Origin of the sequence: Allomesorhizobium camelthorni (genome assembly GCF_011045125.1) — a bacterium.
GTDB classification, from domain to species: Bacteria; Pseudomonadota; Alphaproteobacteria; order Rhizobiales; family Rhizobiaceae; genus Allomesorhizobium; species Allomesorhizobium camelthorni.
In genome coordinates this window covers 19,978-43,324 of record NZ_JAAKZF010000031.1, presented here as the reverse complement: position 1 = coordinate 43,324, position 23,347 = coordinate 19,978, and the positions used below count along the sequence as shown (strand labels likewise).

The 23,347-nt window shown below is 62.7% G+C and carries 27 protein-coding genes and 1 pseudogene; 11 read left to right on the top strand and 17 right to left on the bottom strand.

Translation table 11 applies throughout. From position 1 onward, the window contains the following. Positions 1–8: 8 nt before the first annotated feature. The 5 genes and pseudogenes from rpsB to G6N73_RS19970 all read right to left on the bottom strand — a co-directional run bounded on the left by rpsB (position 9) and on the right by G6N73_RS19970 (position 3,910). A complete protein-coding gene (gene rpsB, locus G6N73_RS19990) occupies positions 9–794 on the bottom strand; it encodes a 30S ribosomal protein S2 (RefSeq protein ID WP_165030760.1) in 786 nt (261 codons plus the stop codon). A 194-nt stretch (positions 795–988) separates the two neighbouring features. Beyond that, positions 989–1,309: an antibiotic biosynthesis monooxygenase gene (locus G6N73_RS19985; protein ID WP_165030817.1), complete on the bottom strand. Its 321-nt coding sequence runs from the start codon at positions 1,307–1,309 to the stop codon at positions 989–991. 22 nt (positions 1,310–1,331) lie between these two features. After that, a complete protein-coding gene (locus tag G6N73_RS19980) occupies positions 1,332–2,654 on the bottom strand; it encodes a lysophospholipid acyltransferase family protein (RefSeq protein ID WP_165030758.1) in 1,323 nt (440 codons plus the stop codon). Between the two features lie 144 nt (positions 2,655–2,798). Next, a pseudogene (locus G6N73_RS37040) lies at positions 2,799–3,068 on the bottom strand (DUF4031 domain-containing protein); the annotation flags it as partial. Positions 3,069–3,082: 14 nt separating this feature from the next. Beyond that, positions 3,083–3,910 carry a cell envelope integrity EipB family protein gene (locus G6N73_RS19970; RefSeq protein WP_165030754.1) on the bottom strand — a complete coding sequence of 276 codons (828 nt, stop codon included), beginning with the start codon at positions 3,908–3,910 and terminating at the stop codon, positions 3,083–3,085. 134 nt (positions 3,911–4,044) lie between these two features. Here G6N73_RS19970 and G6N73_RS19965 point away from each other — a divergent pair, with 134 nt between their 5' ends. The 7 genes from G6N73_RS19965 (at position 4,045) to G6N73_RS19935 (ending at position 9,743) form a co-directional block, all read left to right on the top strand. Beyond that, the gene (locus G6N73_RS19965; protein WP_165030752.1) at positions 4,045–4,509 is read left to right on the top strand and encodes a RidA family protein; all 465 of its coding nucleotides are present in this window, start codon (positions 4,045–4,047) and stop codon (positions 4,507–4,509) included. A gap of 7 nt (positions 4,510–4,516) precedes the next feature. Continuing rightward, positions 4,517–5,245 carry a glycerophosphodiester phosphodiesterase gene (locus tag G6N73_RS19960; RefSeq protein WP_165030750.1) on the top strand — a complete coding sequence of 243 codons (729 nt, stop codon included), beginning with the start codon at positions 4,517–4,519 and terminating at the stop codon, positions 5,243–5,245. 37 nt (positions 5,246–5,282) lie between these two features. Next, positions 5,283–6,506: a GNAT family N-acetyltransferase gene (locus G6N73_RS19955; protein WP_206078970.1), complete on the top strand. Its 1,224-nt coding sequence runs from the start codon at positions 5,283–5,285 to the stop codon at positions 6,504–6,506. Between the two features lie 67 nt (positions 6,507–6,573). Next, positions 6,574–7,008 carry an HIT family protein gene (locus G6N73_RS19950; RefSeq protein ID WP_165030748.1) on the top strand — a complete coding sequence of 145 codons (435 nt, stop codon included), beginning with the start codon at positions 6,574–6,576 and terminating at the stop codon, positions 7,006–7,008. 121 nt (positions 7,009–7,129) lie between these two features. Further along, positions 7,130–8,182: a helix-turn-helix domain-containing protein gene (locus tag G6N73_RS19945; RefSeq protein ID WP_165030746.1), complete on the top strand. Its 1,053-nt coding sequence runs from the start codon at positions 7,130–7,132 to the stop codon at positions 8,180–8,182. Between the two features lie 95 nt (positions 8,183–8,277). After that, positions 8,278–9,120, top strand: coding sequence for a sterol desaturase family protein (locus G6N73_RS19940; protein ID WP_165030744.1), 843 nt, complete (start codon positions 8,278–8,280; stop codon positions 9,118–9,120). Positions 9,121–9,131: 11 nt separating this feature from the next. Then, positions 9,132–9,743 carry a class I SAM-dependent methyltransferase gene (locus G6N73_RS19935; protein WP_165030742.1) on the top strand — a complete coding sequence of 204 codons (612 nt, stop codon included), beginning with the start codon at positions 9,132–9,134 and terminating at the stop codon, positions 9,741–9,743. A gap of 11 nt (positions 9,744–9,754) precedes the next feature. Here the strand turns inward: G6N73_RS19935 and G6N73_RS19930 are convergent, their stop codons facing one another. From G6N73_RS19930 to G6N73_RS19920, 3 genes are read right to left on the bottom strand one after another with little or no spacing between them, the layout of a single operon-like run. Continuing rightward, positions 9,755–10,102, bottom strand: a complete 348-nt coding sequence (locus tag G6N73_RS19930) for an AzlD domain-containing protein (protein ID WP_165030740.1) — start codon at positions 10,100–10,102, stop codon at positions 9,755–9,757. After that, on the bottom strand, positions 10,099–10,845 hold the full coding sequence (locus tag G6N73_RS19925; RefSeq protein ID WP_165030738.1) for an AzlC family ABC transporter permease: 747 nt from the start codon (positions 10,843–10,845) through the stop codon (positions 10,099–10,101). Before G6N73_RS19925 ends, G6N73_RS19930 begins: the two co-directional genes overlap by 4 nt. 45 nt (positions 10,846–10,890) lie before the next feature. Then, the gene (locus G6N73_RS19920; protein WP_165030736.1) at positions 10,891–11,826 is read right to left on the bottom strand and encodes an EamA family transporter; all 936 of its coding nucleotides are present in this window, start codon (positions 11,824–11,826) and stop codon (positions 10,891–10,893) included. Positions 11,827–11,932: 106 nt separating this feature from the next. On the opposite strand from G6N73_RS19920, the gene G6N73_RS19915 reads away from it, so the two are divergent. Continuing rightward, positions 11,933–12,409 (top strand): Lrp/AsnC family transcriptional regulator, encoded by a 477-nt coding sequence (locus tag G6N73_RS19915; protein ID WP_165030734.1) that lies wholly within the window; start codon positions 11,933–11,935, stop codon positions 12,407–12,409. Between the two features lie 55 nt (positions 12,410–12,464). Here G6N73_RS19915 and clpA read toward each other — a convergent pair whose 3' ends face one another. The 3 genes from clpA to G6N73_RS19900 all read right to left on the bottom strand — a co-directional run bounded on the left by clpA (position 12,465) and on the right by G6N73_RS19900 (position 15,865). After that, a complete protein-coding gene (gene clpA / locus G6N73_RS19910) occupies positions 12,465–14,927 on the bottom strand; it encodes an ATP-dependent Clp protease ATP-binding subunit ClpA (protein ID WP_165030732.1) in 2,463 nt (820 codons plus the stop codon). 8 nt (positions 14,928–14,935) lie between these two features. Continuing rightward, positions 14,936–15,265 carry an ATP-dependent Clp protease adapter ClpS gene (gene clpS, locus G6N73_RS19905; protein ID WP_165030813.1) on the bottom strand — a complete coding sequence of 110 codons (330 nt, stop codon included), beginning with the start codon at positions 15,263–15,265 and terminating at the stop codon, positions 14,936–14,938. A 270-nt stretch (positions 15,266–15,535) separates the two neighbouring features. Beyond that, positions 15,536–15,865 carry a phasin family protein gene (locus tag G6N73_RS19900; RefSeq protein WP_165030730.1) on the bottom strand — a complete coding sequence of 110 codons (330 nt, stop codon included), beginning with the start codon at positions 15,863–15,865 and terminating at the stop codon, positions 15,536–15,538. Positions 15,866–16,119: 254 nt separating this feature from the next. Here G6N73_RS19900 and G6N73_RS19895 point away from each other — a divergent pair, with 254 nt between their 5' ends. Further along, complete coding sequence (locus G6N73_RS19895; RefSeq protein WP_165030728.1) at positions 16,120–17,535, top strand: SPOR domain-containing protein; 1,416 nt, start codon at positions 16,120–16,122, stop codon at positions 17,533–17,535. 45 nt (positions 17,536–17,580) lie between these two features. Here the strand turns inward: G6N73_RS19895 and G6N73_RS19890 are convergent, their stop codons facing one another. The 3 genes from G6N73_RS19890 to G6N73_RS19880 form a co-directional block, all read right to left on the bottom strand. After that, on the bottom strand, positions 17,581–18,276 hold the full coding sequence (locus G6N73_RS19890; protein ID WP_165030726.1) for a DnaJ domain-containing protein: 696 nt from the start codon (positions 18,274–18,276) through the stop codon (positions 17,581–17,583). Next, positions 18,273–18,998: a vWA domain-containing protein gene (locus G6N73_RS19885; protein ID WP_165030724.1), complete on the bottom strand. Its 726-nt coding sequence runs from the start codon at positions 18,996–18,998 to the stop codon at positions 18,273–18,275. The genes G6N73_RS19890 and G6N73_RS19885 overlap by 4 nt, the downstream gene beginning before the upstream one ends. 74 nt (positions 18,999–19,072) lie before the next feature. Then, on the bottom strand, positions 19,073–19,510 hold the full coding sequence (locus tag G6N73_RS19880; protein ID WP_165030722.1) for a DUF1489 family protein: 438 nt from the start codon (positions 19,508–19,510) through the stop codon (positions 19,073–19,075). A 100-nt stretch (positions 19,511–19,610) separates the two neighbouring features. On the opposite strand from G6N73_RS19880, the gene G6N73_RS19875 reads away from it, so the two are divergent. Then, entirely contained in the window at positions 19,611–19,808 is a 198-nt protein-coding gene (locus G6N73_RS19875; RefSeq protein WP_165030720.1) for a dodecin family protein, read from the top strand. A 10-nt stretch (positions 19,809–19,818) separates the two neighbouring features. Here the strand turns inward: G6N73_RS19875 and G6N73_RS19870 are convergent, their stop codons facing one another. After that, positions 19,819–21,219 carry an L-serine ammonia-lyase gene (locus tag G6N73_RS19870; RefSeq protein ID WP_165030718.1) on the bottom strand — a complete coding sequence of 467 codons (1,401 nt, stop codon included), beginning with the start codon at positions 21,217–21,219 and terminating at the stop codon, positions 19,819–19,821. 190 nt (positions 21,220–21,409) lie between these two features. After that, positions 21,410–21,538 carry a hypothetical protein gene (locus G6N73_RS38010; RefSeq protein WP_281352919.1) on the bottom strand — a complete coding sequence of 43 codons (129 nt, stop codon included), beginning with the start codon at positions 21,536–21,538 and terminating at the stop codon, positions 21,410–21,412. Positions 21,539–21,831: 293 nt separating this feature from the next. Here G6N73_RS38010 and G6N73_RS19865 point away from each other — a divergent pair, with 293 nt between their 5' ends. Beyond that, on the top strand, positions 21,832–22,581 hold the full coding sequence (locus tag G6N73_RS19865; RefSeq protein WP_165030716.1) for a DUF599 domain-containing protein: 750 nt from the start codon (positions 21,832–21,834) through the stop codon (positions 22,579–22,581). Here G6N73_RS19865 and G6N73_RS19860 read toward each other — a convergent pair. Then, positions 22,533–23,333, bottom strand: coding sequence for a YdcF family protein (locus G6N73_RS19860; RefSeq protein WP_165030714.1), 801 nt, complete (start codon positions 23,331–23,333; stop codon positions 22,533–22,535). The two genes, G6N73_RS19865 and G6N73_RS19860, sit on opposite strands and share 49 nt — an antisense overlap. Positions 23,334–23,347: the final 14 nt, after the last annotated feature.

Below are 23,347 nucleotides of genomic sequence, written 5' to 3'. Positions count from 1 at the left end.
CCGTCGATTTACGCTTCGGGAGCGCTGGCTGCCGGGGTCTCGTCGAGCGTCGGCTCGACAGGCGCTTCGGCGGCAGCGCCGATATCGACGCCGAGAGCGCCCTGCTGGCGCGCAATGCCGTCGATCGCGGCCTTGGCGATCAGATCGCAATAGAGCTGGATCGCGCGCGCGGCGTCGTCATTGCCCGGGATCGGGAAGTCGATCTTGTCCGGGTCGCAGTTGGAATCGATGACGGCCACGACCGGAATGCCGAGACGCTTGGCCTCGAGGATGGCGATCGCTTCCTTGTTGGTGTCGACCACGAACATCAGGTCCGGCGTCGAGCCCATGTCCTTGATGCCGCCGAGCGCCTTGTCGAGCTTCTCGCGCTCACGCTGAAGGTTCAAAAGCTCCTTCTTGGTGAGGCCGCGGCTGCCTTCGCCGGCCAGAATCTCGTCGAGCTTGCGCAGGCGCTGGATCGAATTCGAGATCGTCTTCCAGTTGGTCAGCATGCCGCCGAGCCAACGCGAATTGACGTAGTATTGGGCCGAACGCTGGGCCGCATCGGCGATGATGTCGGAAGCCTGGCGCTTGGTGCCGACGAACAGCACGCGGCCGCCCTTGGCGACGACGTCGGAAACCTGCTTCAGAGCCTGGTGCAGCAAAGGCACCGTCTGCGAGAGGTCGATGACGTGGATGTTGTTGCGGGCGCCGTAGATGTACGGAGCCATTTTCGGGTTCCAGCGGTGGGTCTGGTGGCCGAAGTGAACGCCAGCTTCCAATAGCTGGCGCATGCTGAAATCAGGCAGAGCCATTCTTTGTCCTTTCCGGTTAGCCTCCACGGACACTTGACGTTTTTGGGAAAGTTCCCTTGACGCCACCGGAGGTTTCAGCCGGATTTCTCCCGGGCAGACACCAAAGTCCGTGTGTGGAATGAGCGCGCATATAGAGGCAACAGCGCGACAATGCAACCCGAGCCAGCCAATCGGTGGCCAGGCAGTTTAAATCGCTACACCTTAGACTTCGCGCTCAGGATGATCGGGTCCGTTTCGACAAGGCGGAGAGACCTGACCATGGTCGATGTCAACGTCTTGTACTTGAGAAAATGAGATGACTGCAGATGGGCATCATAAGCTCCCTGATCGGCATAGACCTCAAGGATTCGGATATTCGTCGGGTTTCCCTTGACCGACATGGCGTACAGCATCAGCACCCCTGGTTCGATCCTGACCGAGGCTTCGATCTCTTCCCGGAGCAAGGCCGTATATGCGTCAAGTTGAGGCAGGTCGATTTCGAGTTCCGCCATTCTTACGAGCGGCCCGCTGCTTATTTTCGCCTTCATAACGAATCCGCTACCTCGCCAATCCAGGATTCCGGGAATGATGGAACGGATTGGGATAAAATCTCAAACTTCCGCTCGCGCGCAATCCGTCATTGATCTCGTCCAGCGCCGCCTGCATGCGGCGGCGGATCTCGGCCATGGCTTCGCCGGGTGCGCCTTGAAAATCGTGCATCGCGAGTGGTTCCGGCGCCCGGATATGGGCGCGGCGCGGTCCGGCCGGCTGCGGCAGGAAACGGTTCAGCGTGTCCCGCATCGTGCCCTTGCAGTAGTCATTGCGGATGCGCTTGATGTGTTCGGCGATCCCCTCCTGCGTCACAGTTTTGCTGGCAAAGGCGAAATCGCCGACGCGCTGGACGCACGAGATCGCATCCGACAGCGATTTCACCTGCTTGCGCAGTTCCGGATCGGCGGAGTTCTCGCGCAGGAAGCGCCGTGCGTTTCGCATGATCTCGCCGCGGCTCGCCGGCGAGGCAGTTTCGGGCAGGAGTTCGCATAGCCGGTCGTGCATGGCTGAAAGCAACGCTTCCTGGCGGTCCGCGAACGGCGCACGGCCATCCGACTCCACGCCGTGCTTTTCCTCATCCCGGGACAGCAAAGTCTCGTAGATGCGGTAGACCCGGTCGGGAAGCGCGACCGATCGCGGCGCCGGCTCGATCTTCAGGCTGCGCTCGACATAGGCGCATTCCTTCATCAGATCCGCTTCGACGTTGCGGGTGAAAGCCAGTTTCCAGACAATCGGCGCAATCCAGACCTCGAGTTCGCGCCCTGCTTCGCGGCTGCGTTTCAGCGCCTCCAGCGCCATCTCGGCGGCGCCGGGCATCAGTGGGGCGACAAAATCGCCATGCCAGCCAACGCTGCCTTCAGGATGCAGCAGTACGCCGTGTCCTTTCAGCGCCCAGGAGACCGAAAGCTCGCGCGCGGCCTGGCTGTTTCCCGGAATCTGCGCGATCAGATTGTTGGCGAGCCAGAATTTCTGCGCCGCTTTGCCGAGGCCGTTGACGACGCCGTTGGTCGCCCAGAACGCGGCAAGCGGACAGGCATGCGAGGCGATCTCCTTGTCGATCATCCAGTCGGTGAAGAATTCGGGATGGTTGGGCGTGATGAAGGTCGCCTTCCCCTGCCCGCATACGCCGGCGAGCCGGGCGCGGTCGGCTTCGGGAAAATCGATGTGGCGGACATTGGCGATGCCGCGCAGGCCCGCGATCCTGTTGAACGGGGGAATGTCACGGAAGCCGAGGACGCCCCGCAGCATCAGGACGCGGTTCACCACCGTCATCGCCTTGATCAGCGGCACGCTGGGTTCGGGCGCCACGAAAGTGTCGAGCCTGCTCAAATCTGCCTCCCGCGAACAAGTTGCTCAAATGCACGCTGTTGTGGAATTGAGGCGGGCTCAAGTCAAATTTGAACGATGTTCAGGAAATTTCTGGGATTGGTTTATGATCGCTGGAAATGCGCTTGCGGCCGGGATAACGGCGGAAGCCTTGCCATTCTTCACGCGCACGCGGCGGCAAACGGCCACAATCTCGCTGCGGCTGCAGGCGACTGCGCCGAGCCGCACCGCGCGATCACGCTCGAATGCGGTGATGTCGTAGTGCGGCGCCGCGGTTTTCGGCGGGCCCTGGTAGGACGATCGATGCAGGCCGAGCTTTGCCGCGAAAGCATGGAGTTCCGCCAGATCGTCGGCCATCAGATGGCACCAGCGCCGGCCCGCAAAGCGCCAGATCGCCTCGTCAACATAGACGGCCACGCGGGAGAAATCCGCTACTGATTGCAGTTCTGCGGGGCCGGATCGAACAGCGCCAGATTGACCAGCTTGCCAGTCATGGAGAATTCGCCGTAATCCATCACCAGATCGCGCGTCAGGCCGCTTTCGTGCAGCTTGAAGCTGATGCGGTATTCCGGCACTTCCTCGCCGCCGCCGGTCGCCTCGTCGAAATAGGCGATGTCGACTGGCCAGAATTTCTCCGTGGCGAGACCGGCGAGCGCCGGGGCTTCCGGGTCGCTCTTCTCCACCGGTTCCTTCTTGCCGACCACGACGGTGGTGGTCATGACCTCGTCACCGTCTTCGGAGCCGTCGAAGACGCTGGTTTCGTAGAAATTCTCGCCGGTATTGGCTTTGCCGATCAGTTCGACGAGATGCTGCGTTGGAAACTGGGTGCCCTCCAGTTCAACGCTGTTCGGTTCCGGCTTCTCGATGTCGACCTTCAACCGGTCCGCTTCGCGCCGGGCGGTGCCCTTGAGCTCGCGCTCCAACGTCTGGTCGGTGAAGGATTTCGTCACGAAGGAAAAGGTCTTGCCGTCGGCGTCCTCGAAAGTCGTCGTCTGCTGGTCGGTCAGGCTCGAATTCTCGCTGGTGTCGATCTGCGTGACGAAACGAAACTTGACCGTATAGCCTTCGCAGGCAGAGCCGTTGAATTCATAGACCATACGTCCGGATAGACCGGTTATGCCGGATTTATCGGAGGCTTCGTCGAGCACGAGGTCGTAGACCGCGCGGTGCGGCACAAGCGGCGCGGCGGCAAAAGCCGGCGCGGCGATCAGCGCCGACGGCGAAACAAGGGCTAGCAGGGCAAGGCGCATTGCGCGCATGTAATCACTCCGGTCCGCATTGCGCGGCTTGGCCGCTTCATGCTGTGCAGTCTAAAAAAAGTCGTGGCGGAAGCGAGGCAAAAATAGCAGGTTCGACCACGCGACCGCATCATACCAAGACATAGGGAAAGACAATGGGCGAAACAATCGAAAAGCGGCTGAGCGAACTCGGCGTCACACTGCCGGCGGCCGCGGCGCCCGCCGCCAACTACGTGCCTTTCATGCGGACTGGCAATCTGGTCTTCACCGCGGGGCAGCTTCCGCTCAAGGATGGCAAGCTGCAGGCAACGGGCCTGCTCGGCCGGGACGTGGACATAGCCGCCGGCAAGGAAGCGGCAAAACTCTGCGCGATCAACATATTGGCGCAGGCAAAGGCCGCAATCGGCGATCTGGAGAAGATCAGGCGGCTGGTGAAGATCACCGTCTTCGTCGCCTCTGCGCCCGATTTCACCGAGCAGCATCTTGTCGCCAACGGCGCGTCGGACTTCCTGGTCGAGGTGCTGGGAGAGCCCGGCAAGCATGCGCGCGCCGCGGTCGGAACCGCCTCGCTGCCGCTCAATGCGGCGGTCGAGATCGAAGCTGTGATCGAAGTTGCGTGAGGTGAGCATGAAAAATCTGTCCTGGCTGACCGCGCAGCCGATCGCTCACCGCGGCCTGCACGATTGCAACAATCTGGTCTGGGAAAACACGCTTCCCGCCTTCGAGGAGGCGGCGGCGAAAGGTTATGCCATCGAGTGCGACGTGCGCCTGACCAACGACGGTGTGCCGGTGATTTTCCACGATGAGGGCCTGTTCCGGCTGACGGGAACCGACGGCCATGTCTGGCAAAGGACAGCGCGCGAGATGGCTGCGCTGCGCATCGGCGGCACCAGCGACCACCCGCCTTCGTTGAAGGAGATGCTCGATCTGGTGCATGGGCGTGTGCCGCTGGTCGTTGAACTCAAGGGCGTTCCCGGCAGGGATGCCGGCCTTGTCGAGCGGGTCTGCGCGCTGCTGCATGATTACGGCGGCAAGACTGCAATCATGTCATTCGACCACTGGCTGATCCGGCAGTTTGCCGCGCACGCCCGAGACATCCCGACCGGACTGACCGCCTGGGGTGAGGCCGATCACGAGTTGGAAGCGCATTTCTCCATGCTGGCGCACGGCATCTCCTTCGTTTCCTACGCCGTCGACTGCTTACCCAACCGTTTCGCCGGCTTCATGCGGGAGAGGCTCGGCATGCCTGTCATCACCTGGACGGTTCGCGACGAACCGGCGGTGGAGCGGACATTCGCGCATGCCGACCAGATGACTTTCGAAGGCTTCATGCCTGAAGCAGTGCTGGCCGCATAACCTTGCGCAACCACATTTCGATCGTAGATAAGGGCGGATGACCATCAGCGAAGACGAAGCCGGAATGAACGCTGCGAATGGCGAATATGCGATCCGCATCGCGGCCAGCATCGACGCCTTCACGCGCGAGGAATGGGATGGTTTTGCCGGCGCTTCGCCCGATTGTGCCGGAACCGCATACAACCCGTTCGTTTCATATGATTTTTTGAGCATCCTGGAAGAATCCGGCTGCGCCGCGCGGCGCTCCGGCTGGCAGGGACATCATCTGCGGCTCGAAGCTCCCGACGGTACGGTTCTCGGCGCCCTGCCCTGCTATGCGAAGTCGCACAGCCAGGGCGAATATGTGTTCGACCATGGCTGGGCCGACGCCTTCGAGCGCGCCGGCGGACGCTATTATCCGAAATTGCAGGCGTCGGTGCCATTCACCCCGGCGACCGGCCCTCGCCTGCTCGTTAGGCGCGGCGCGAACGGAGCCGCGGTCAAGGCGGCGCTGGCCGCCGGCCTGAAGCTGGTGACAGATCGCCTTGGTGTTTCCTCCGCGCACGTCACCTTCGCCGAGGCAGCCGATATGGCGGCGCTGGAAAACGCCGGGTTCCTGGCGCGGACCGACCAGCAGTTCCATTTCTTCAACGAAGCCTTTTCGAGCTACGACGATTTCCTTGCGACGCTCGCCTCGCGGAAGCGCAAGGCGCTGAAGAAGGAACGCCGCGAGGCGCTCGCCAGCGGCATCTCGATGGACTGGCTGACCGGCAGCGACCTGACCGAAGCGGTCTGGGACGACTTTTTCGCCTTCTATATGGATACGGGCAGCCGCAAATGGGGCCGGCCATACCTCAACCGCACATTCTTCTCGCTGGTCGGGGAGCGCATGCGCAACGACATCTTACTGGTGATGGCCAAGCGCGGCGGGCGCTATATCGCCGGCGCGATCAACTTCATCGGATCGGATACGCTCTACGGCCGCAACTGGGGCTGCATCGAGGATCATCCCTTCCTGCATTTCGAAGTCTGCTACCATCAGGCCATCGACTTCGCGATTCAGAAGGGTCTGCGGGTTGTCGAGGCCGGAGCGCAGGGCGAGCATAAGTTGGCGCGCGGCTACAGGCCGGTGACGACACATTCGGCGCACTACATCGCCCATCCCGGCCTGAGAAGCGCGATCGACGACTATCTCGAGCGTGAACGGGCCGAAGTGGCGCGGATGAGCGAATATCTCGAGGAGCACGGCCCCTTCCGCAAGTCGCCGGACCTCGATGTTTGAGTTCCGCCATTGAATCAATTCTGGTCAGCGGCAAATATGGCGGGAATCGACAGACGGCGAGGCACAGATGGCGACTTATGACGACAACAACATCTTCGCGAAGATCCTGCGCGGCGACCTGCCTTCGCACAAGCTCTACGAGGACGCCGACACATTCGCGATGATGGACATCATGCCGCGCGGCGACGGCCACTGCCTGGTGCTCCCGAAAAAGCCGTCGCGCAACATCCTCGATGTCGATCCGGACAGCCTGGCGGCGGTGATGCGCACGACGCAGAAACTAGCCCGGGCGGTCGTGAAGGCATTTTCCGCCGATGGCGTGACGGTGCAGCAATTCAACGAGCCAGCCGGGGGACAGGTGGTTTTCCATCTCCATGTCCACGTCATTCCGCGCTTCGAGGGCGTGATGCTCGGGCAGCCTGGCGGACCGATGGAGAAGCCCGAAGTCCTTGCAGCGAATGCGGAAAAGATAAGAGCGGCGCTGGCGGAATTGGGCGCTTAGGGTCGAAGTCGATCTATCGCCGCACGTGACAGCCGGTGGGATTCATACAGGGTGATCCCGTCCTGAGCCGGCGACGGTTGCCAGTTGCGGCAAACTGTCATTACCTGACCCGATGACGATCGTGGCCTATGATATCGCCGACCTTATGCTTCGCGCGGCTGTGGCGGCCTTGAACCTGTTTGTGGCCGCTCAGTTCGCGCGCGTGCGCCCGCCCCGCTTCGTCACGATCTCCGGCTGCCTGTTCTGCGTCGCTGTCGCCTCCTATGCCATCGTATCGCCTGCCGACATCGACGCAGAACTGGGGCTTGCCCGCGAGCCGCTCGTGCTGCTGGCAGTGCTTGCCCCAGCCTTCTTCTGGTGGTTCGGCATCGCTCTTTTCAGCGACACCTTCCAGTGGCGGCGTGCTTACGCAATCCCGCCCTTCCTGCTGCTCGCCTTCTATGTCCTTCACCATACCGGCGAGAACACTGCTTTCGCCGGCGATCTGCTTCACCAGATCGCATTGATCCTGCTGCTGGGCCATATCGTGGTGCTCGCGATCCGGGACTTCGGCAATGATCTCGTCGATGCGCGGCGCAGATTCCGCCTCGTCGCCGCGCTTGCGCTTCCCTTCGCCGGCATCGCCACCGCTCTTGGCGAGACCTACGGGCTTTTCGGCACGCTGCCGCCCTGGTTAAGCCCGCTTCACGCGGGGCTACTCCTGACTCTGTCCTTCGCTTTCGCTCTCTGGATAACCGGGACGAGACAGGAGCTTTTCGCGTTGCCGGCCGAGGCGCCGCAGCCGCGCGCCGACCTGCTCACGCCGCCGGAGCTGATAGAGCTCGATCGTCTGAAAACCTTGATCGCCAGCGGAGCCTGCTTCAAGCCCGAACTCTCGCTCAGCACGCTGGCGCGGCAGATAAATGTGCCGGAGCACCGGCTGCGTCGCCTGATCGGCAAAGGCCTCGGTTATCGCAACTTCGCCGCCTTTCTGAATGACCAGCGGGTCACGGAAGCCAAGCTCAGGCTGGCCGATCCCGAGAGGTCGCGCGAGCAGATCGTGTCGATCGCCTTCGGCCTCGGTTATGCGTCGCTCGCCCCGTTCAACCGCGCCTTCCGTCAACTGACCGGCATCACACCATCGGAATACCGCTCCCGAATGCTGGCGCGGGTGGTCGATTCCGGAAAAGTCTGATCGAAGCCGCAAATCGCCACTCGATTTGAGAAGCGACAAGACCGCGGCAAGCAGCCCCGGCAAACTTCTTCCGCATACCATGGAAGGAGCAAGCCATGCCCGAAGACTGTCTTTTCACCTCGCTCGCCCGCTTCGCGGCGGATGTCTACCCAATAATCTTTCAGAACGACCTTTATCGCTACCTGATCGGCGCTGGTGGAACCTTCCTGGTGGTCAACACGCTGCTCGCCGGCTGGCTGGCGCGGCGAAAGATCCGCAAGGACAAGCCTGGCTGGCGCCAGATGGGGCGCGAAATTCTCGCATCTCTCAGGACGGTGATGATCTTTTCGCTGATCGGCCTCGCAATAGCGGTTTCGGTCAACCTCGGTCTGCTCGACGTCTATGAGGATCCGGCTGAGCGCGGCTGGCCGTATTTCATGGCCAACGTCATCGCGCTGATCGTCGCCCATGATGCATGGTTCTACTGGACCCATAAGATTATGCACCGGCCGCGGCTTTTCGGCTGGTTTCATACGCTGCATCACCGCTCGCACAACCCGTCGCCCTGGACCTCCTACGCTTTCGACGCGAGCGAGGCACTGGTCAACGCCATCTACCTGCCGCTCGCGCTGATCGTGATGCCGAGCAGCATTCTGGCATCGTTCATCTTCACCGCGCATATGATGCTGCGCAATGCAATCGGGCATTGCGGATACGAAGTCTTCCCGGCACGCGCCGACGGGCGGCCGCTCTTCGACTGGATGACCACGGTCACACATCATGACCTTCACCATGCTCGTGCGCGCACAAATTTCGGGCTCTATTTAACTTTTTGGGACCGCGTGATGGGCACGGAAGACCCGCTATACTACGAGCGCTTCGCGCGCGCCGTCGGCAAGCCGCCACTGGCCAAAGGCGTCAACGCCGACGATCCGCGGCAACTGCAGAAAGCTGGCTGAAGGAAATCCGCATGAGCTTCTATCATGATCACGTGCTCCCGCACCTCATCAACATGTCGATGCGCAACGGCGATCTCCTGCCCTACAGACAGCGTGTCATGTCGGACGCCGAAGGCCGCGTTCTGGAGATCGGCATCGGTTCGGGCCTTAATCTGCCCTTCTACCCCGCGCGGGTGAGCGAAATCATTGGGCTGGATCCTTCCGTGCAACTCGCCGCAATGGCACGGCAGGCGGCGGAGCGCTCTTCGCTGCCGGTGAGCCTCGTTGAAGGGTCGGCCGAAGCGATCCCGCTGGACGATGCCAGCGTCGACACCGTGGTCACTACCTGGACGCTCTGCAGCGTGCCGGCAGCCGGAATTGCTTTGCAGGAGGTGCGTCGCGTGCTCAAGCCCGGCGGGCAGCTTCTTTTCGTCGAGCATGGCCTGTCGCCCGACGCGGGTGTGCGCGGATGGCAGAATCGCCTGACCCCGATCTGGAAGCGCATCGGCGGCGGCTGTCATCTCAACCGTGCGATCCGCCCGCTGATCGAGAACGCCGGCTTCCGTCTCGACCGCATCGAGACCGGCTATGCCAGAGGCCCGAGGCCGATGGCCTTCATGTATGAGGGCCGTGCCCTTCCATAAGCCAAACACCGTCAGCCGAGCAGCATCCCCGCCACCAGAACGGCCTCGGCCACGACGATGCCGACCAGAACGCGCTTGCCGAGGAAAAGATAAGCGGCGAAACCGAGAGCCGCGGCGCCCATTCGCAGGCCGAGCGGCGTCGCCGCCAGCGCACCGCTGGGAAAAATGATGAGGTTGCCGATGACGGCTGCTACGAGCGCCGTCGCCACCGCCCGGACCAGCACCAGCAGGTCTGAATCCTCGGAAATGCGTCCGCCGAAATAGACGCCGAGAAAGCGCCAGGAATCCGTGGCAAGCCAGCCCGCGACTAGAATGAACAGGAACGGCCACCACCATGCGTCAATCGAGGTGAATGTCATGAGGCGCGCCTCCGCCGCGACAGCCGATGGAAAGCGTAAGCCGCGATCCCGCCGATCAGGCCGGCCGCGAGCAGATCGTATTGCGGCGCAAACATATGAAAAAGCGGCCCCAGGCCCAGCCCGAGAACCATAGCGACATGCCCTGCCCATTCGCGCGCCGAGCCCCAGAGCGAGGTCAGGAAGTACATCGGCGTCAGAAGGAAAAGCGCCGCCGAAACGGCAGGTGGCAGCCTGTCCGCAACGAGAAAGACGACGGCGACGACACCCATATTGGCCAGCACCAGCGTCGAGCCGATGCCGGCATACCAAGTCGTGCGCATGGCTCGCGGGATGCCGCCGAGGCGCTCCATGGCGATAACCCACGATGTCACCGCGACGAAATGGGAAAGCACGTAGAGCACCCATTTCGGCGTGTGCCGGCCTTTGAGTTCGGGCACCAGCGCCACGACCATCGGCATCAGCCGGACCGACGAGAGCGCGACCGCGAAGGCGGCCGCCGGCAGCGAAGCGCCCGACAGGATCGCGCCGATCAGCACGACCTTTCCGGGCAAGGCCCATACCACACCGGTCATGAACACGGTCTCGGCGAGCGTCAGCCCGGCCTCCTTGGCGAGACCCGCAAAGCCGACAAAGGCGCTGGCAAGGATCAGTCCGGGAACCGACACTGCCGCTCGGACGCCGCGCAGATACCAGTGGCGGCGGTCGGCAATCGTCGGCGCATGGGGGGTTGCGTCATCAGGCATCGGCTTGCCGGATAACACAGGCGTCCCCCAGAGGCGACGCGAAAATCAGGGCAGTTCGATCTGTTCCCGTGGGCCAGGGCGGAGGGCCGGCGGCGATGCCGATCCTGTCCCGGACGGTGCAGGCTTGTGCGCGGCGACGCCCAGCATGACCAGAGCGATGCCGAGAACATCGCGGCCGGTCGGGATCTGCGCGAGCACGAGAGCGGCGATGATCGCGGCGGTCGCCGGCAGAAGCGCCAGCATCAGCGCGAAGCTGGCGCGCGGCAGCCGCGACATTGCGAGTTGATCGGAAATGTAGGGAATGACCGACGAGCACAGGCCGACGCCTATGCCGGCCAGAACGAGATTGACCGAACCGAACGCCTTGACCGCCTCCACCAGGCCGATGGGCATGACAAAGACGAAGGCTATCGCCATGGCCGCGCCAAGGCGCTCGACGCCGCCGCTGGCGCCGCCCTCCGCCGCCTTGTGGCCTAGCACGATGTAGGCCACGAACAGTGCGCCGTTGAGCGCCGCCCAGCCGAGCCCGATCAGGTCGGCGGACCATCTCACGTCGATCAGGACGAAGACGCCCGCAACGGCGAGTGCAAGCGCTGCGAGATTGCGCCCGGTCCTGAGCCCGTAGAGCGCAACGCCGATCGTGCCCACGAACTCCATCGCGGCTACCAGGCTCATCGGCAGGCGCTCAAGCGCGAGGTAGAACGCGACGTTCATGATCGCGAGGCAGGCGCCCAGACCGACCAGCAGCAAGCGGGTCCTGGCATCCGCCTCGGCGATAGTCCTCCAAGGCCTTGTGAACGGCGCGAAGATCAAGGCGGCGGACGCGATCCGCATCCACGCGACGCCCAGTACGCCGATGGCGGGAAAGAGAAGTACGGCGAAGGACGGGCCGAGATAATGGAATATGGCGCTGACGCCGAACCAGGCGTGCGGCGGGACAATTTGCGCTGCCCTGTCGAGGGCTGGACTGGACGTTGACATAATGGCGGGCTCCGGAGCTCGCCATTATGAAAGGCAAATTCGACCTTCTATATGCTGAAGAATAGGCTATTGTACAAAATTTCGGTCCTATCAACGGTGAATGGCAATGAAACGCCTTCGATATGAAAATGGGGCCATCGACCCGGTCGATGTGAAGATCCTGCGCGCGCTCGCCAAAGACGCGCGGACGAGCACCGCCGAGCTTTCGCGGGCAGTCGGCCTTTCGGCGCCCAGCATTTCGGAGCGGGTGAAGCGCTTGGAGGAGTGCGGCGTGATCGAAGGTTATTCAGTCAAGATCAACGCAGCGGCGCTCGGGCTCCCTCTGGCCGCTTGGCTTCGCATCCGGCCGATACCGGGCCAGCTTCAAAAGGTCGCCGCGATACTGCAGGGACTGCCGGAGATCGTCGAATGCGACAGGATAACCGGCGAGGATTGCTTCATCGCCCGCGCCCACCTCCGCTCGGTGGGTGATCTGGAGAGGTTGATCGACCAGATCATCCCCTACGCGATGACCAACACGTCGATCATCCAGTCGTCGCCGGTAGAGCGGAGGCTGCCGCCGATCCCGGTCGGCGAAGCATAGGTTCTTCAAAAGAAAATCTCCTCCCCGGGACTTCAGGGAGGAGATGATGGTTGGCTCAGCCCTTCCTGGGCAGTTGCGGCACCAGGCTGCGCTTGCCGCCGTCCTTGCCGTTGGCGGCCGGGCGGGATTTCTGCGCAGCCGGCTTGGCGGCCTTTCTGACAGGCTTCTTTGCCGGGACCTTCTTCGGCTCTTCCTTCTTCGGTTTCACCGGAAGCTCGTCGGCGATCGATTCGAGCTTCAGGCCGGTCTCGCCGGTCTCCTTGGTCTCGACGGTCACGCGCACCGTGCCACCCTTCTTCAGCTTGCCGAACAGAACCTCCTCGGCGAGCGGCTTCTTGATGTGCTCCTGGATGACGCGGCCGAGCGGCCGAGCGCCCATGCGCTCGTCATAGCCTTTGTCGGCAAGCCAGGAGATGGCTTCCGGCGACAGGTCGAAGGTAACGCCGCGCTCCGAAAGCTGGGCCTCAAGCTGCATGACGAACTTCTGCACCACCTGATGCACGACCGGGATCGGCAGCGAGCCGAACGGGATGATCGCGTCGAGACGGTTGCGGAACTCCGGCGAGAACAGCCGGTTGATCGCCTCCATGTCGTCGCCTTCGCGCTTGGACGAGCCGAAGCCGATCGCCGCCCTTGCCATGTCGGAGGCGCCGGCGTTGGTCGTCATGATCAGGATGACGTTGCGGAAGTCGATCGACTTGCCGTTGTGGTCGGTCAGCTTGCCGTGGTCCATGACCTGCAACAGGATGTTGAACAGGTCCGGATGCGCCTTCTCGACCTCGTCGAGCAGCAGCACGCAGTGCGGATGCTGGTCGACGCCGTCGGTGAGCAGACCGCCCTGGTCGAAGCCGACATAGCCGGGAGGCGCGCCGATCAGCCGCGAGACGGTGTGGCGCTCCATGTATTCCGACATGTCGAAGCGCAGCAGCTCGACCCCAAGCGAGGCGGCAAGCTGTTTTGCCACCTCGGTCTTGCCGACGCCGGTCGGGCCCGAGAACAGATACGAGCCGATCGGCTTCTCAGGCTCGCGTAGCCCTGCCCGCGCCAGCTTGATGGCCGAAGCGAGCGCCGAAATGGCGGTGTCCTGACCGTAGACGACACGGCGCAGCTCGGTATCGAGACCGGCCAGAACCTGCTCGTCGTCGGCCGAAACCGTCTTCGGCGGGATGCGCGCCATGGTGGCGATGGTCGCCTCGATCTCCTTGACGCTGATCGTCTTCTTGCGCCGGGCTTCGGGCACCAGCATCTGCGATGCGCCCGTTTCGTCGATGACGTCGATCGCCTTGTCGGGCAGCTTGCGGTCATTGATGTAGCGCGCGGAGAGTTCCACCGCCGCCTTGATGGCGTCATTGGTGAACTTCACCTTGTGGAAGTCCTCATAATAGGGCTTCAGGCCCTTCATGATGGCGATCGTGTCTTCCACCGACGGCTCGTTCACGTCGATCTTCTGGAAGCGCCGCACGAGCGCGCGGTCTTTCTCGAAGAACTGACGGAATTCCTTGTAGGTGGTCGAGCCGATGCAGCGGATGTTGCCGGACGACAGCGCCGGCTTCAACAGGTTCGACGCGTCCATCGCGCCGCCGGAGGTGGCCCCGGCGCCGATGACCGTATGGATCTCGTCGATGAACAGAACCGCGCCGGGATAATCCTCGAGTTCCTTGACGACCTGTTTCAGGCGCTCCTCGAAATCGCCGCGGTAGCGGGTGCCGGCGAGCAGCGTGCCCATGTCGAGCGCGAAGATCGTGGCGTTGGCGAGAACGGTCGGTACATCGCCTTCGACGATGCGCTTGGCCAGCCCCTCGGCGATAGCGGTCTTGCCGACCCCCGGATCGCCTACATAGAGCGGGTTGTTCTTGGAGCGGCGGCAGAGGATCTGGATCGTGCGGTTGATCTCGCTTTCGCGGCCGATCAGCGGGTCGATCTTGCCCGACTTCGCCTTCTTGTTGAGATCGATGCAGTAGGCGGTCAGCGCGTCCTGCTGCTGCTTCTTCTTGGCGCCGCCCTCCTCCGGCTCGCCGCCGGACGAATTCTGCTGGTCCTCTTCCGCGCCGCGCGGAGTGCGGGTTTCGGTGGCCCCCGGCCGCTTGGCTATGCCGTGCGAGATGTAGTTGACCGCGTCGTAGCGGGTCATCTGCTGTTCCTGGAGGAAATAGGCGGCGTGGCTTTCGCGCTCGGCGAAGATGGCCACCAGCACGTTTGCGCCTGAAACCTCGTCGCGCCCGGAAGACTGAACGTGGATCACCGCGCGCTGGATGACGCGCTGGAAGCCCGCAGTCGGCTTGGAATCCTCGTCGTAGCCGGTGACCAGATTGTCGAGCTCGGTGTCGATGTAGGTGAGGACGGTCTGCTTGAGCTCGTCGAGATCGACATTGCACGCGCGCATGACAGCGCCCGCCTCGCTGTCATCGATCAGGGCGAGCAGGAGATGTTCGAGCGTGGCATATTCGTGATGCCGCTCATTGGCGAAAGTCAGCGCCTGGTGCAGCGCCTTTTCAAGGCCTTGGGAGAAAGCCGGCATTCAAAACCTCATTTCTTCTCCATCACGCATTGCAGCGGATGTTGATTCTGACGGGCGAAGTCCATGACCTGGGACACTTTGGTCTCGGCCACTTCAAATGTATAGACCCCGCATTCGCCCACTCCGTGATTGTGAACATGGAGCATTATGCGGGTGGCGGATTCGCGGTCCTTCTGGAAAAAGCGTTCCAGAATGTGGATGACGAACTCCATCGGCGTGTAGTCGTCGTTGAGGATCAGAACGCGGTAGAGGCTCGGCTTCTTGGTCCTGGTCTTGGTTCGCGTGATGACAGCCGTGCCGCGACCGGGGCTGTTGCCCCCGTCTTCGCCGTTCTGCATGCGCGCCACGAATTTTTTCGTGACATCCCCGCCGTTCTTCACCAGTACCTTGCCTTTCGCGGGTTCCTCACCCGACTGTCCAATGTAGGTAGCCTCATCGCAATTTTAAGCCCTTCTTTTTTGCTGACAATATGGACGAGAGCATGTGCATCGTCGTTTTTCAGGAATTTGCGATATGGGAACACAAAGGGCCACGAAAAAACCCGGCCGCGCGACGCGGCCGGGCTCTCCAGTGAGCTTTTGGAGTTTGAAGAAGCTTGCCGGTAGGGCTCAGCGTGCCTTCGCCACGATCGATTCGAACGGCTTGTAGCTGTCCTTCGCCATGTCGGCGTAAAGGCCGCTGAGCGTGGTGGCCTCGGCAAGGAAGCCTTCATAGGCTTGCTTGGCGTAATCGGCCTGGATCTCGAACGCGTTTTCCAGCGACTTTGCGGACAGGAGTTTTTCCAGCGCGGTGCTGCCGGTCTCGAACGACTTCTTGGCGTACTCGGCGGATTCAACCGCGATCGCCTGAGCGCTCTTGGAGAGCGCGGCGAGGCTCTTCAGTCCAGTGTCGACGAACTCCTTGCCGTAATTGCCGGCGTCTTCAAATGTTTGTGTCATTCGATCATCCCTTCGAGTTGACGCGGAACACTCCCCCCTGTGCGACGCACCCAATTTATTGTGCAGCGCAAAAAGAGTCAATTTGGCCCGCGCAACGCGGCACTTGTTTTAAAAATTGGCTCAATCCCGACGAAAAAGGTGAACGTCCTGGTTACCATAAACGGATTGGTAACGCTGTCGCCCTTAGGCTCATCGGAAGCGAGGCAGGAGCCTTTGCCGCCTCCGGTGCAAATGAAAATTCAAAGGGTGTAACAGTGCGTCAGGCGTTTGCGGCCATTGCCTCTTCCATCGCGTCTCCATTAAAATCCGCCATCGCCGGGCTGCTGGCTGTCGCGTTAGGGCTTGCCGCGACGGGCCCGTCTGCTGCGAATTCCAAATACGCGGCGATCGTCGTCGACGCCAACACCGGCAAGACGCTGTTTTCGTCGAGCGCCGATTCACGGCGCTATCCGGCGTCCTTGACCAAGATGATGACGCTCTATCTGGTGTTCGAGGCGATGGCCGCCGGCAAGATCACCAAGAAAACCTCGATTCCGATTTCCCGCAATGCCGCCGCCGAGCCGCCGACTAAGCTCGGCGTCAAAGCCGGCAAATCCATCACCGTCGAAACGGCGATCTATTCCCTCGTGACCAAGTCGGCGAACGATGCGTCGACTGCGCTGGCCGAGTACCTGGGCGGCTCCGCGGCGGAGTTCGCGCGGATGATGACGGCCAAGGCGCGCAAGCTCGGCATGACCAGCACCGTATTCCGCAATGCCCACGGCCTGCCCGATACGGCGCAATTCTCCACGGCGCGCGACCTGGCGACGCTCGGCATCGCGCTGAAGGAACATTATCCGCAGTACTACTCCTATTTCTCAACGCGCTCCTTCACCTATGGCCGGAAGCGCATGGCCAACCACAACCGCCTGCTCGGCCGCGTCAAGGGCGTCGACGGCATCAAAACCGGCTACACCCGCGCTTCGGGCTTCAACCTGGTTTCATCCGTTTCGCAGGGCGAGCGCCGCATCGTCGCAGTGGTGATGGGCGGAACCAGCGGCGCATCACGCGACAAGCACATGGCCGACCTGATCCAGAAATATCTGCCCAAGGCATCGACCAAGGGCAAAGGCGCGCCGCTTATCGCCAGCGCCGGCGGTTCGCCGATCAGCGCCCTGGCAAAAGTTTTCTTGCCCAAGCACGACGCGCCGACGCCGGAAGCCCGGCCTGAGGAAGAGGTCGTGGCAGCGGCGGAAGCAGAGGGCGATACCATGGAAGAATCGGAGGTCGCGGCCGTCGAAGAGGAGGTTGCGCCTACCCCCAAGCCGAAGTCCGTCTTTGTGGAAACCCTCGAATCCGCGCCGGTAGAGCAGGCCTATGCGCAACCTTCGCCCGATCGTTTTGGCGGCGACGTCGATCCGGTCGAGACGGCTTCGGTCGCACCCTCCGGCTGGGCAATCCAGGTCGCCTCGTCGCCGAACAAGTCCGAAGCCGACGCATTCCTGGCCAAAACCACCAAGGCTGCGCCCGCCGTCCTTGCCCATGCGTCCGGCTACACCGTCACATTCGACAAGGATGGTGTAACCTACCACCGCGCGCGCTTCGGCGGCTTCGGCTCCAAGGCCGCAGCCTGGAAAGCCTGCGCGGCGCTCAAGAGAAAGAAAATCGACTGTTACGCCGTCGAGAACTAGGCCGCGCAACGGAGATCTCCCGGAAATGTATCGTGTCGAAGGAGACTAGTGGTGATTGGTGAGCAAGACGTCCTTGGCTTCGTTGATCCGCGCCGCCAGGAAAGACGTTCCGCCGAGGTCGGGGTGCAGGCGCTGCATCAGGCGGCGGTGCGCCTTGCGGATATCCGCCGCGGTGGCCCCCGCTTCAAGACCAAGGATCTTGTAGGCCTCCTGCTTAGTCATGGCGCCCGTACTTGGCGGAACACCCAACCCTTCGCCACCATGCGTATCCGGGTCTTCGCGCCAGACGGGAAACCGGCTGTCAAGATAAGTCTCTAGCAACTGCCGGCTTTCCGGGTCGCCGGGAAGTTCCGCGTAAAGCTGCTTCAATTCGTTCAAAGCCATCTCGCCGAGCGTCCGGGCCTCATAGCGCCCCGCCAGAACCACTCCCTCCAGGGTGCCGCTGTCGTGGTCGAGTTCCATCTCGAGCGCCGCCGTTCGAACTGTCGAGCGCTTGCCCGGCGTCTTCTTGCGCCCGCTCCGCATGCGGTTCGACGTGAACCAGGCGAGCGCCCCGGAAAGCATCATTCCGCCTATGCCGGCCCGACCGGCGAGCATGGCCGCGAGACCGAGAATCGCAAGCACCACGGGCCCCGCATTGCGCAGCGTTCTGGCGAGCGAGCCCGGGTCGAGCCTGATGAACGCGGCAACGATAAGTATCAGGACCAGCAGAGCGGTCACTATGCCGAGAAAAATGCTCATTGCGACCTGCTGCCTCGCAAATGCTCGATCATCAGGCGGTCCTCGGGCCGCCCGCGCGCCTCAAGCGCCTTGAGTCCGCCGGTGGCGAATACCGCTACCGCGGAAAGCAGTTTCGCCAGTGTCGCGGCGGCGTTGCGGTCGAAGCGGAACCATGCGCCCTTCGACAGCCGGGCGATCTCCTTGAAAGCGGATTCGGCGGCGGGGTCGTGCCCCTCCTGGAAGACGAAGACCGGCACGCCGTGCAAGCCGAGATTGCCGGCCTTCACCGAAAGATCGTCGATCTTCTCCTCCATCGCGTCGCCGATATAGACCAGCGCATTGACCTTTTCGCGCGCGGTTTCCTTCAGCGCGTGCGACAGCACCTTGCCGATCTGAGTATGCCCGCCCCGACACTCGATGCTGCTCATCAGGCGCTTCAGGCCGGCTGTGTCGGTCACGAAACCGGATGCGCGGCATTCGTCGAGGCCGCGGAAATAGATCAGCTGCACCTCGAGCCCGCCAGCCTTGCCAACCGCGTCGAACATCTCGGCCTGCAGCGAGCAGGCGAGATCCCAGGTCGGTTGCCGGCTCATCGTGGCGTCGAGCGCCAATACGAGGCGGCCTTGCCCTTTTCCCGCAACGGCGCCGATGGCTCGCGCCTGACGGACGAACGCTTCTATGTCTCCCGAAGCCGAACGCGGCGCGGGATCGTCGATCCTGACGGGCGTTTTCTTGTCGCTCATAGTGATCAAGATGTGGCGAACCCGGCCTGCTTGCAAGCCCGGAGCCGTAGTGAGGCCGCGAGAAGCTGCGACGCCTAGAGCAGGCCGAGCTCAGCCAGCTCGCGGCGCAGCTTTGGCGGCATCGCCATCAGCTCGGCATGCGAGGTCCCGATATCGGCAGGAGCGTCGGCCTGCTTCAGATAGCGCCAGCCCTGGAAGGCGCGGCGCGGCTGCCATTCGGTGCGCACGACAGTGGGATCGAGGACCAGATGACAGCGCGAGATGCCTTCCTGATCGACGAAAGGCCGGATCTCGAGCAGCCTCTGGCGGCATTGGACCTGCGCCTTGATGACCCAGTAGAGCGAGCCGCCGTCCAAAAGTTCGCTGCCCCGCGTCGGCATCATGCGCGTCGTATGGAATTGCTCGACGGGTTCGCCGGCGCGGCGGCGTTCGTCGAGCCGGAAGGCGATCCACTCTTCCAGATCCTCGACGCTGTCGCAGCCGACACAGAGCTTTATCAGGTTCAGGGCCATTGCGCGTTACTACGCCGCAAATTGGAAACGAAAAAGGCCTGGATGCGTTGGGTCCACATCTTTGCGCCGGTTGCTGGGCGCAGGCAAACAGGAGGACCCCATGTCAGTAGCGAAAAACACCGAGATTACCGCATCCGGCTCGACCATCGAGGCGGCGATCGCCCATGGCGTCGACCGTGCCACCGCGACGCTGAAGAACGTCAAACAGGTCTGGGTCAAGGAGATCGTCGCCAAGGTCGAGGGCGGCAAGGTCTCCGAATATCGCGTGGAGATGAAGGTGACCTTTGTGCTCGACTAAGCACCCCGCGTCAGCACTCGACAACGTTCACCGCCAGCCCGCCCAGGCTGGTTTCCTTGTAGCGCTCGTTCATGTCCATGCCGGTCTGGCGCATCGTCTCGATCGCGGCGTCGAGCGGCACGAAATGCGTGCCGTCACCCTTGATGGCTAGCGAGGCGGCGGTGACCGCCTTGACCGCGCCGAGGGCATTGCGCTCGATACAGGGAACCTGCACCAGCCCGCCTACCGGGTCGCAGGTCATGCCGAGGTGATGCTCGAGCGCGATCTCGGCGGCGTTCTCGACCTGCTCGGGCGTACCGCCCATCACGGCGCATAGGCCGGCAGCCGCCATCGCCGAGGCCGAGCCGACTTCGCCCTGGCAGCCAACTTCGGCTCCCGAGATCGAGGCGTTGGTCTTGATGATGCCGCCGACGGCAGCGGCGGTGAGCAGGAAATCGCGTATGCTGGCCTGGTCCGCCTCGGGATGGAAATGCAGCCAGTAGCGCATGACGGCCGGCACCACGCCCGCGGCGCCGTTGGTCGGCGCGGTCACGACACGGCCGCCCGCGGCGTTCTCCTCATTGACCGCCATGGCGTAGATGGACAGCCAGTCATTGGCGAGCAGTGGATTGGGCCGGTTCTGGCTCCACTGTTCCTGCAGCTTGTCGTGCAGCATCCTTGCGCGGCGGCGAACTTTTAGCCCCCCGGGCATGATGCCGTCCTGCGACAGGCCGCGCTCGATGCAGCCACGCATCGCCTCCCAGATGCGGTCGAGCCCCTCGTCCAGCTTTTCGCGCTGCATGTGAACTTCTTCGTTGACGCGCTTCATCTCGGCGATCGACAGGCCACTTCGCTTGGCCATGTCCAGCATTTCAACTGCGTTCCTGAACGGATACGGCACTTTTGCGCCGGCGGGCGCGGCCGCCCGGATCTTCATACGCTGCAACTCTTCCTCGGAAACCACGAAGCCGCCGCCGATCGAATAGTAGATCCGCTTCAGGAGCAGGCGGTCGTCGGCATCATAGGCGTAGAAGGCCATGCCGTTGGCGTGGCCGGGCAGCGGCGTCTTCTTGTCGAGCACGAGGTCGGACGAAGGGTCGAAGCGGTAGGACGGATGCCCGGGCGGCGAAATACGGCGCTCTGCCTTGATCCTGTCGATGATACCGTCGGCAAGGTCGGGATCGACCGTTACCGGCGTCTCGCCGGCGAGTCCGAGCATGACCGCCCGGTCCGTGCCGTGACCGATCCCCGTATAGGCGAGCGAGCCGTGCAGGCTGACGGCGATGCGGTCGACCTTCGCGCCCGCCGGTCGTGGCCAGTCGTCGCCGAGGATTTCGGAGAGAAAGCGCGCGGCGGCCGTCATCGGTCCCATCGTGTGCGAACTCGATGGGCCGATGCCGATCTTGAACAGGTCGAATACCGAAAGGAACAAACTTGGCGCTCCTGCAGCGATTTACTCAGCGTATCGCATCTCTCGCGATGTTTCCGCTGTTTTGGACGACTTGGCTTCCCGACAGCCGACCCCGCCTGCTCCGCCTACGACGCGGCCTATGCTCCGGCCAAAGAAAAAGACGCGGGAACCAGCCCCGCGCCTTCTTGCAAAAATTCCGTCGATGCCGGGATCAGCTTGCCGCCAGGACCGCCGCGGTTTCCGGACCGCCGATGAGCCAAGCCAAGAGAAGAATGCCTGCAAACCCGACTACTGCTTTGGCGGTTACGCCCCAGCAGGACTTCTGAATGCCGTCGTCCATGATTTTCCTGTTTACCTGTCGCCCCCGGGAGCGGCGCTTTCGCCGTCTTGTTCCCGGCCCCATTTCTGGAGCGTGTAGATAAGCCTTCCCTGGGCGTTCCGCAACGGGAAAAATGGCGAAAGCAGGGCAGATTCCGCATGGCTGCCATGCATCCATGCCGGGCTTTTTAATCAAATCAGAGGGTTGCGGGCAATTTGCCGTAAACGCATTGGCAAGACCTGTGACCGGATTGCGACGCGTTAGACGGCATGGTCTAAGCGGATTTTCAGGACCTTTCATGCTAGTGATTCTCCATGGGCGATTCTCTGTTCCTGACTGGAGCCGATCTTGCGGCGCTGGCTTTTTTCCTGGCGGTCTGGCTGGTGCATGGCCTCGCCGCCAACGGCAAGCTGGTCGGCCGGGTGTCGTTGACAACTGCCATGAACGCACAGCGCGAAGCCTGGATGCGCACCATGGCGCGGCGCGAACTGCGCATGATCGACACCAGCATCATGGTCGGGCTGCAGCAGGGTACGGCCTTCTTCGCGTCGAGTTCGCTGCTGGCGCTCGGCGGCTGCTTTGCCCTGCTCGGCGCGTCAAACGATGTGCTGTCGGTGCTTTCGGACCTGCCGCTGGCGGACGCGCCGCCGCGCCAGGTGTTCGAGATCAAGGTGCTCGGGCTGATGGCGCTGCTGGCCTACGCCTTCTTCAAGTTCGGCTGGTCGTACCGGCTGTTCAACTACTGCTCGATCCTGGTCGGCGCCGTGCCCATGCACAAGGAGGGCTCGGCCGACCCCGCCGCCATGGAGGCGGCAATCGGCCGGGCGACGCGCATGAACGTGCTGGCCGGCCGGCATTTCAACGCCGGCTTGCGCGGCGTCTTCTTTTCGCTCGGCTATCTCGGCTGGTTTGTCGGTCCTGAGGCGTTCGCTTTGACCACGACGCTTCTCTTTGCCGTGCTCTTGCGCCGGCAGTTCTTTTCGGCGGCAAGGCTCGCAGTTATCGATGAGAGCGTTCAGGCCGGTTCGGGGAACAGCTCGTCGATCCGGCCGGACAGCCAGTAGGCCAGCAGACCGACCCATTCGCGGATGGCGACCGTGGTGTTCTGCAATGAATCGGTCGCATTGTCGCGGAACATGCCGAAGCCCTCCCTGCCCGACGTTCGGTAGTCGACGGGCCACGGCAGAACTTTGAAGCCAACTTTCCTGAACAGACCCGAGGAGCGCGGCATATGATAGGCCGAGGTGACCAGCAGCCAGGTTTCGCCCGGTTGCGGCGTCACCAGTTCTTTCGTGAACACGGCATTCTCATGCGTGTTGCGCGACTTGTTTTCGAGAATCAGGCGCTCAGGCGCGACCCCTAGCGCGGTCAGCAGCTTCGGGGCGGTATCGGCATCGCCCTCGCCTTCCAGGATCAGCGCGCCGGTGCCGCCGGTGACGACTATTTTTGCGTTGGGATAGCGGCGGGCGAGAATGGCCGCCTCGACAAAGCGGTCACCGCCGCTGCTGTTCAGTTCATAACCACCTCGCGCCAGGTTGACCGCGCCCTCAAAACCACCGCCGAGCACGACGATGCCGTCGACCGCCGCGGGAAGGATGATCGGCTTGGCAAACCGCTCCTCGAGTGGATTGAGCAGCACCGCGCCGAGCGAGGTCCAGGCAGACAGGACGAGGATCAGGACGGCCGCGATCTCGAGCATCAGTCCGATGCGCCGCAAGCCCAGAAAAATGGCGAGCAAGCCAGCTACCAGAAGCAGGATCGACAAATTCAGCGGCTGGATGAAGAAGCCGAAGATTTTCGAGAGATAGAAGAACATCCCGTCACCTCATT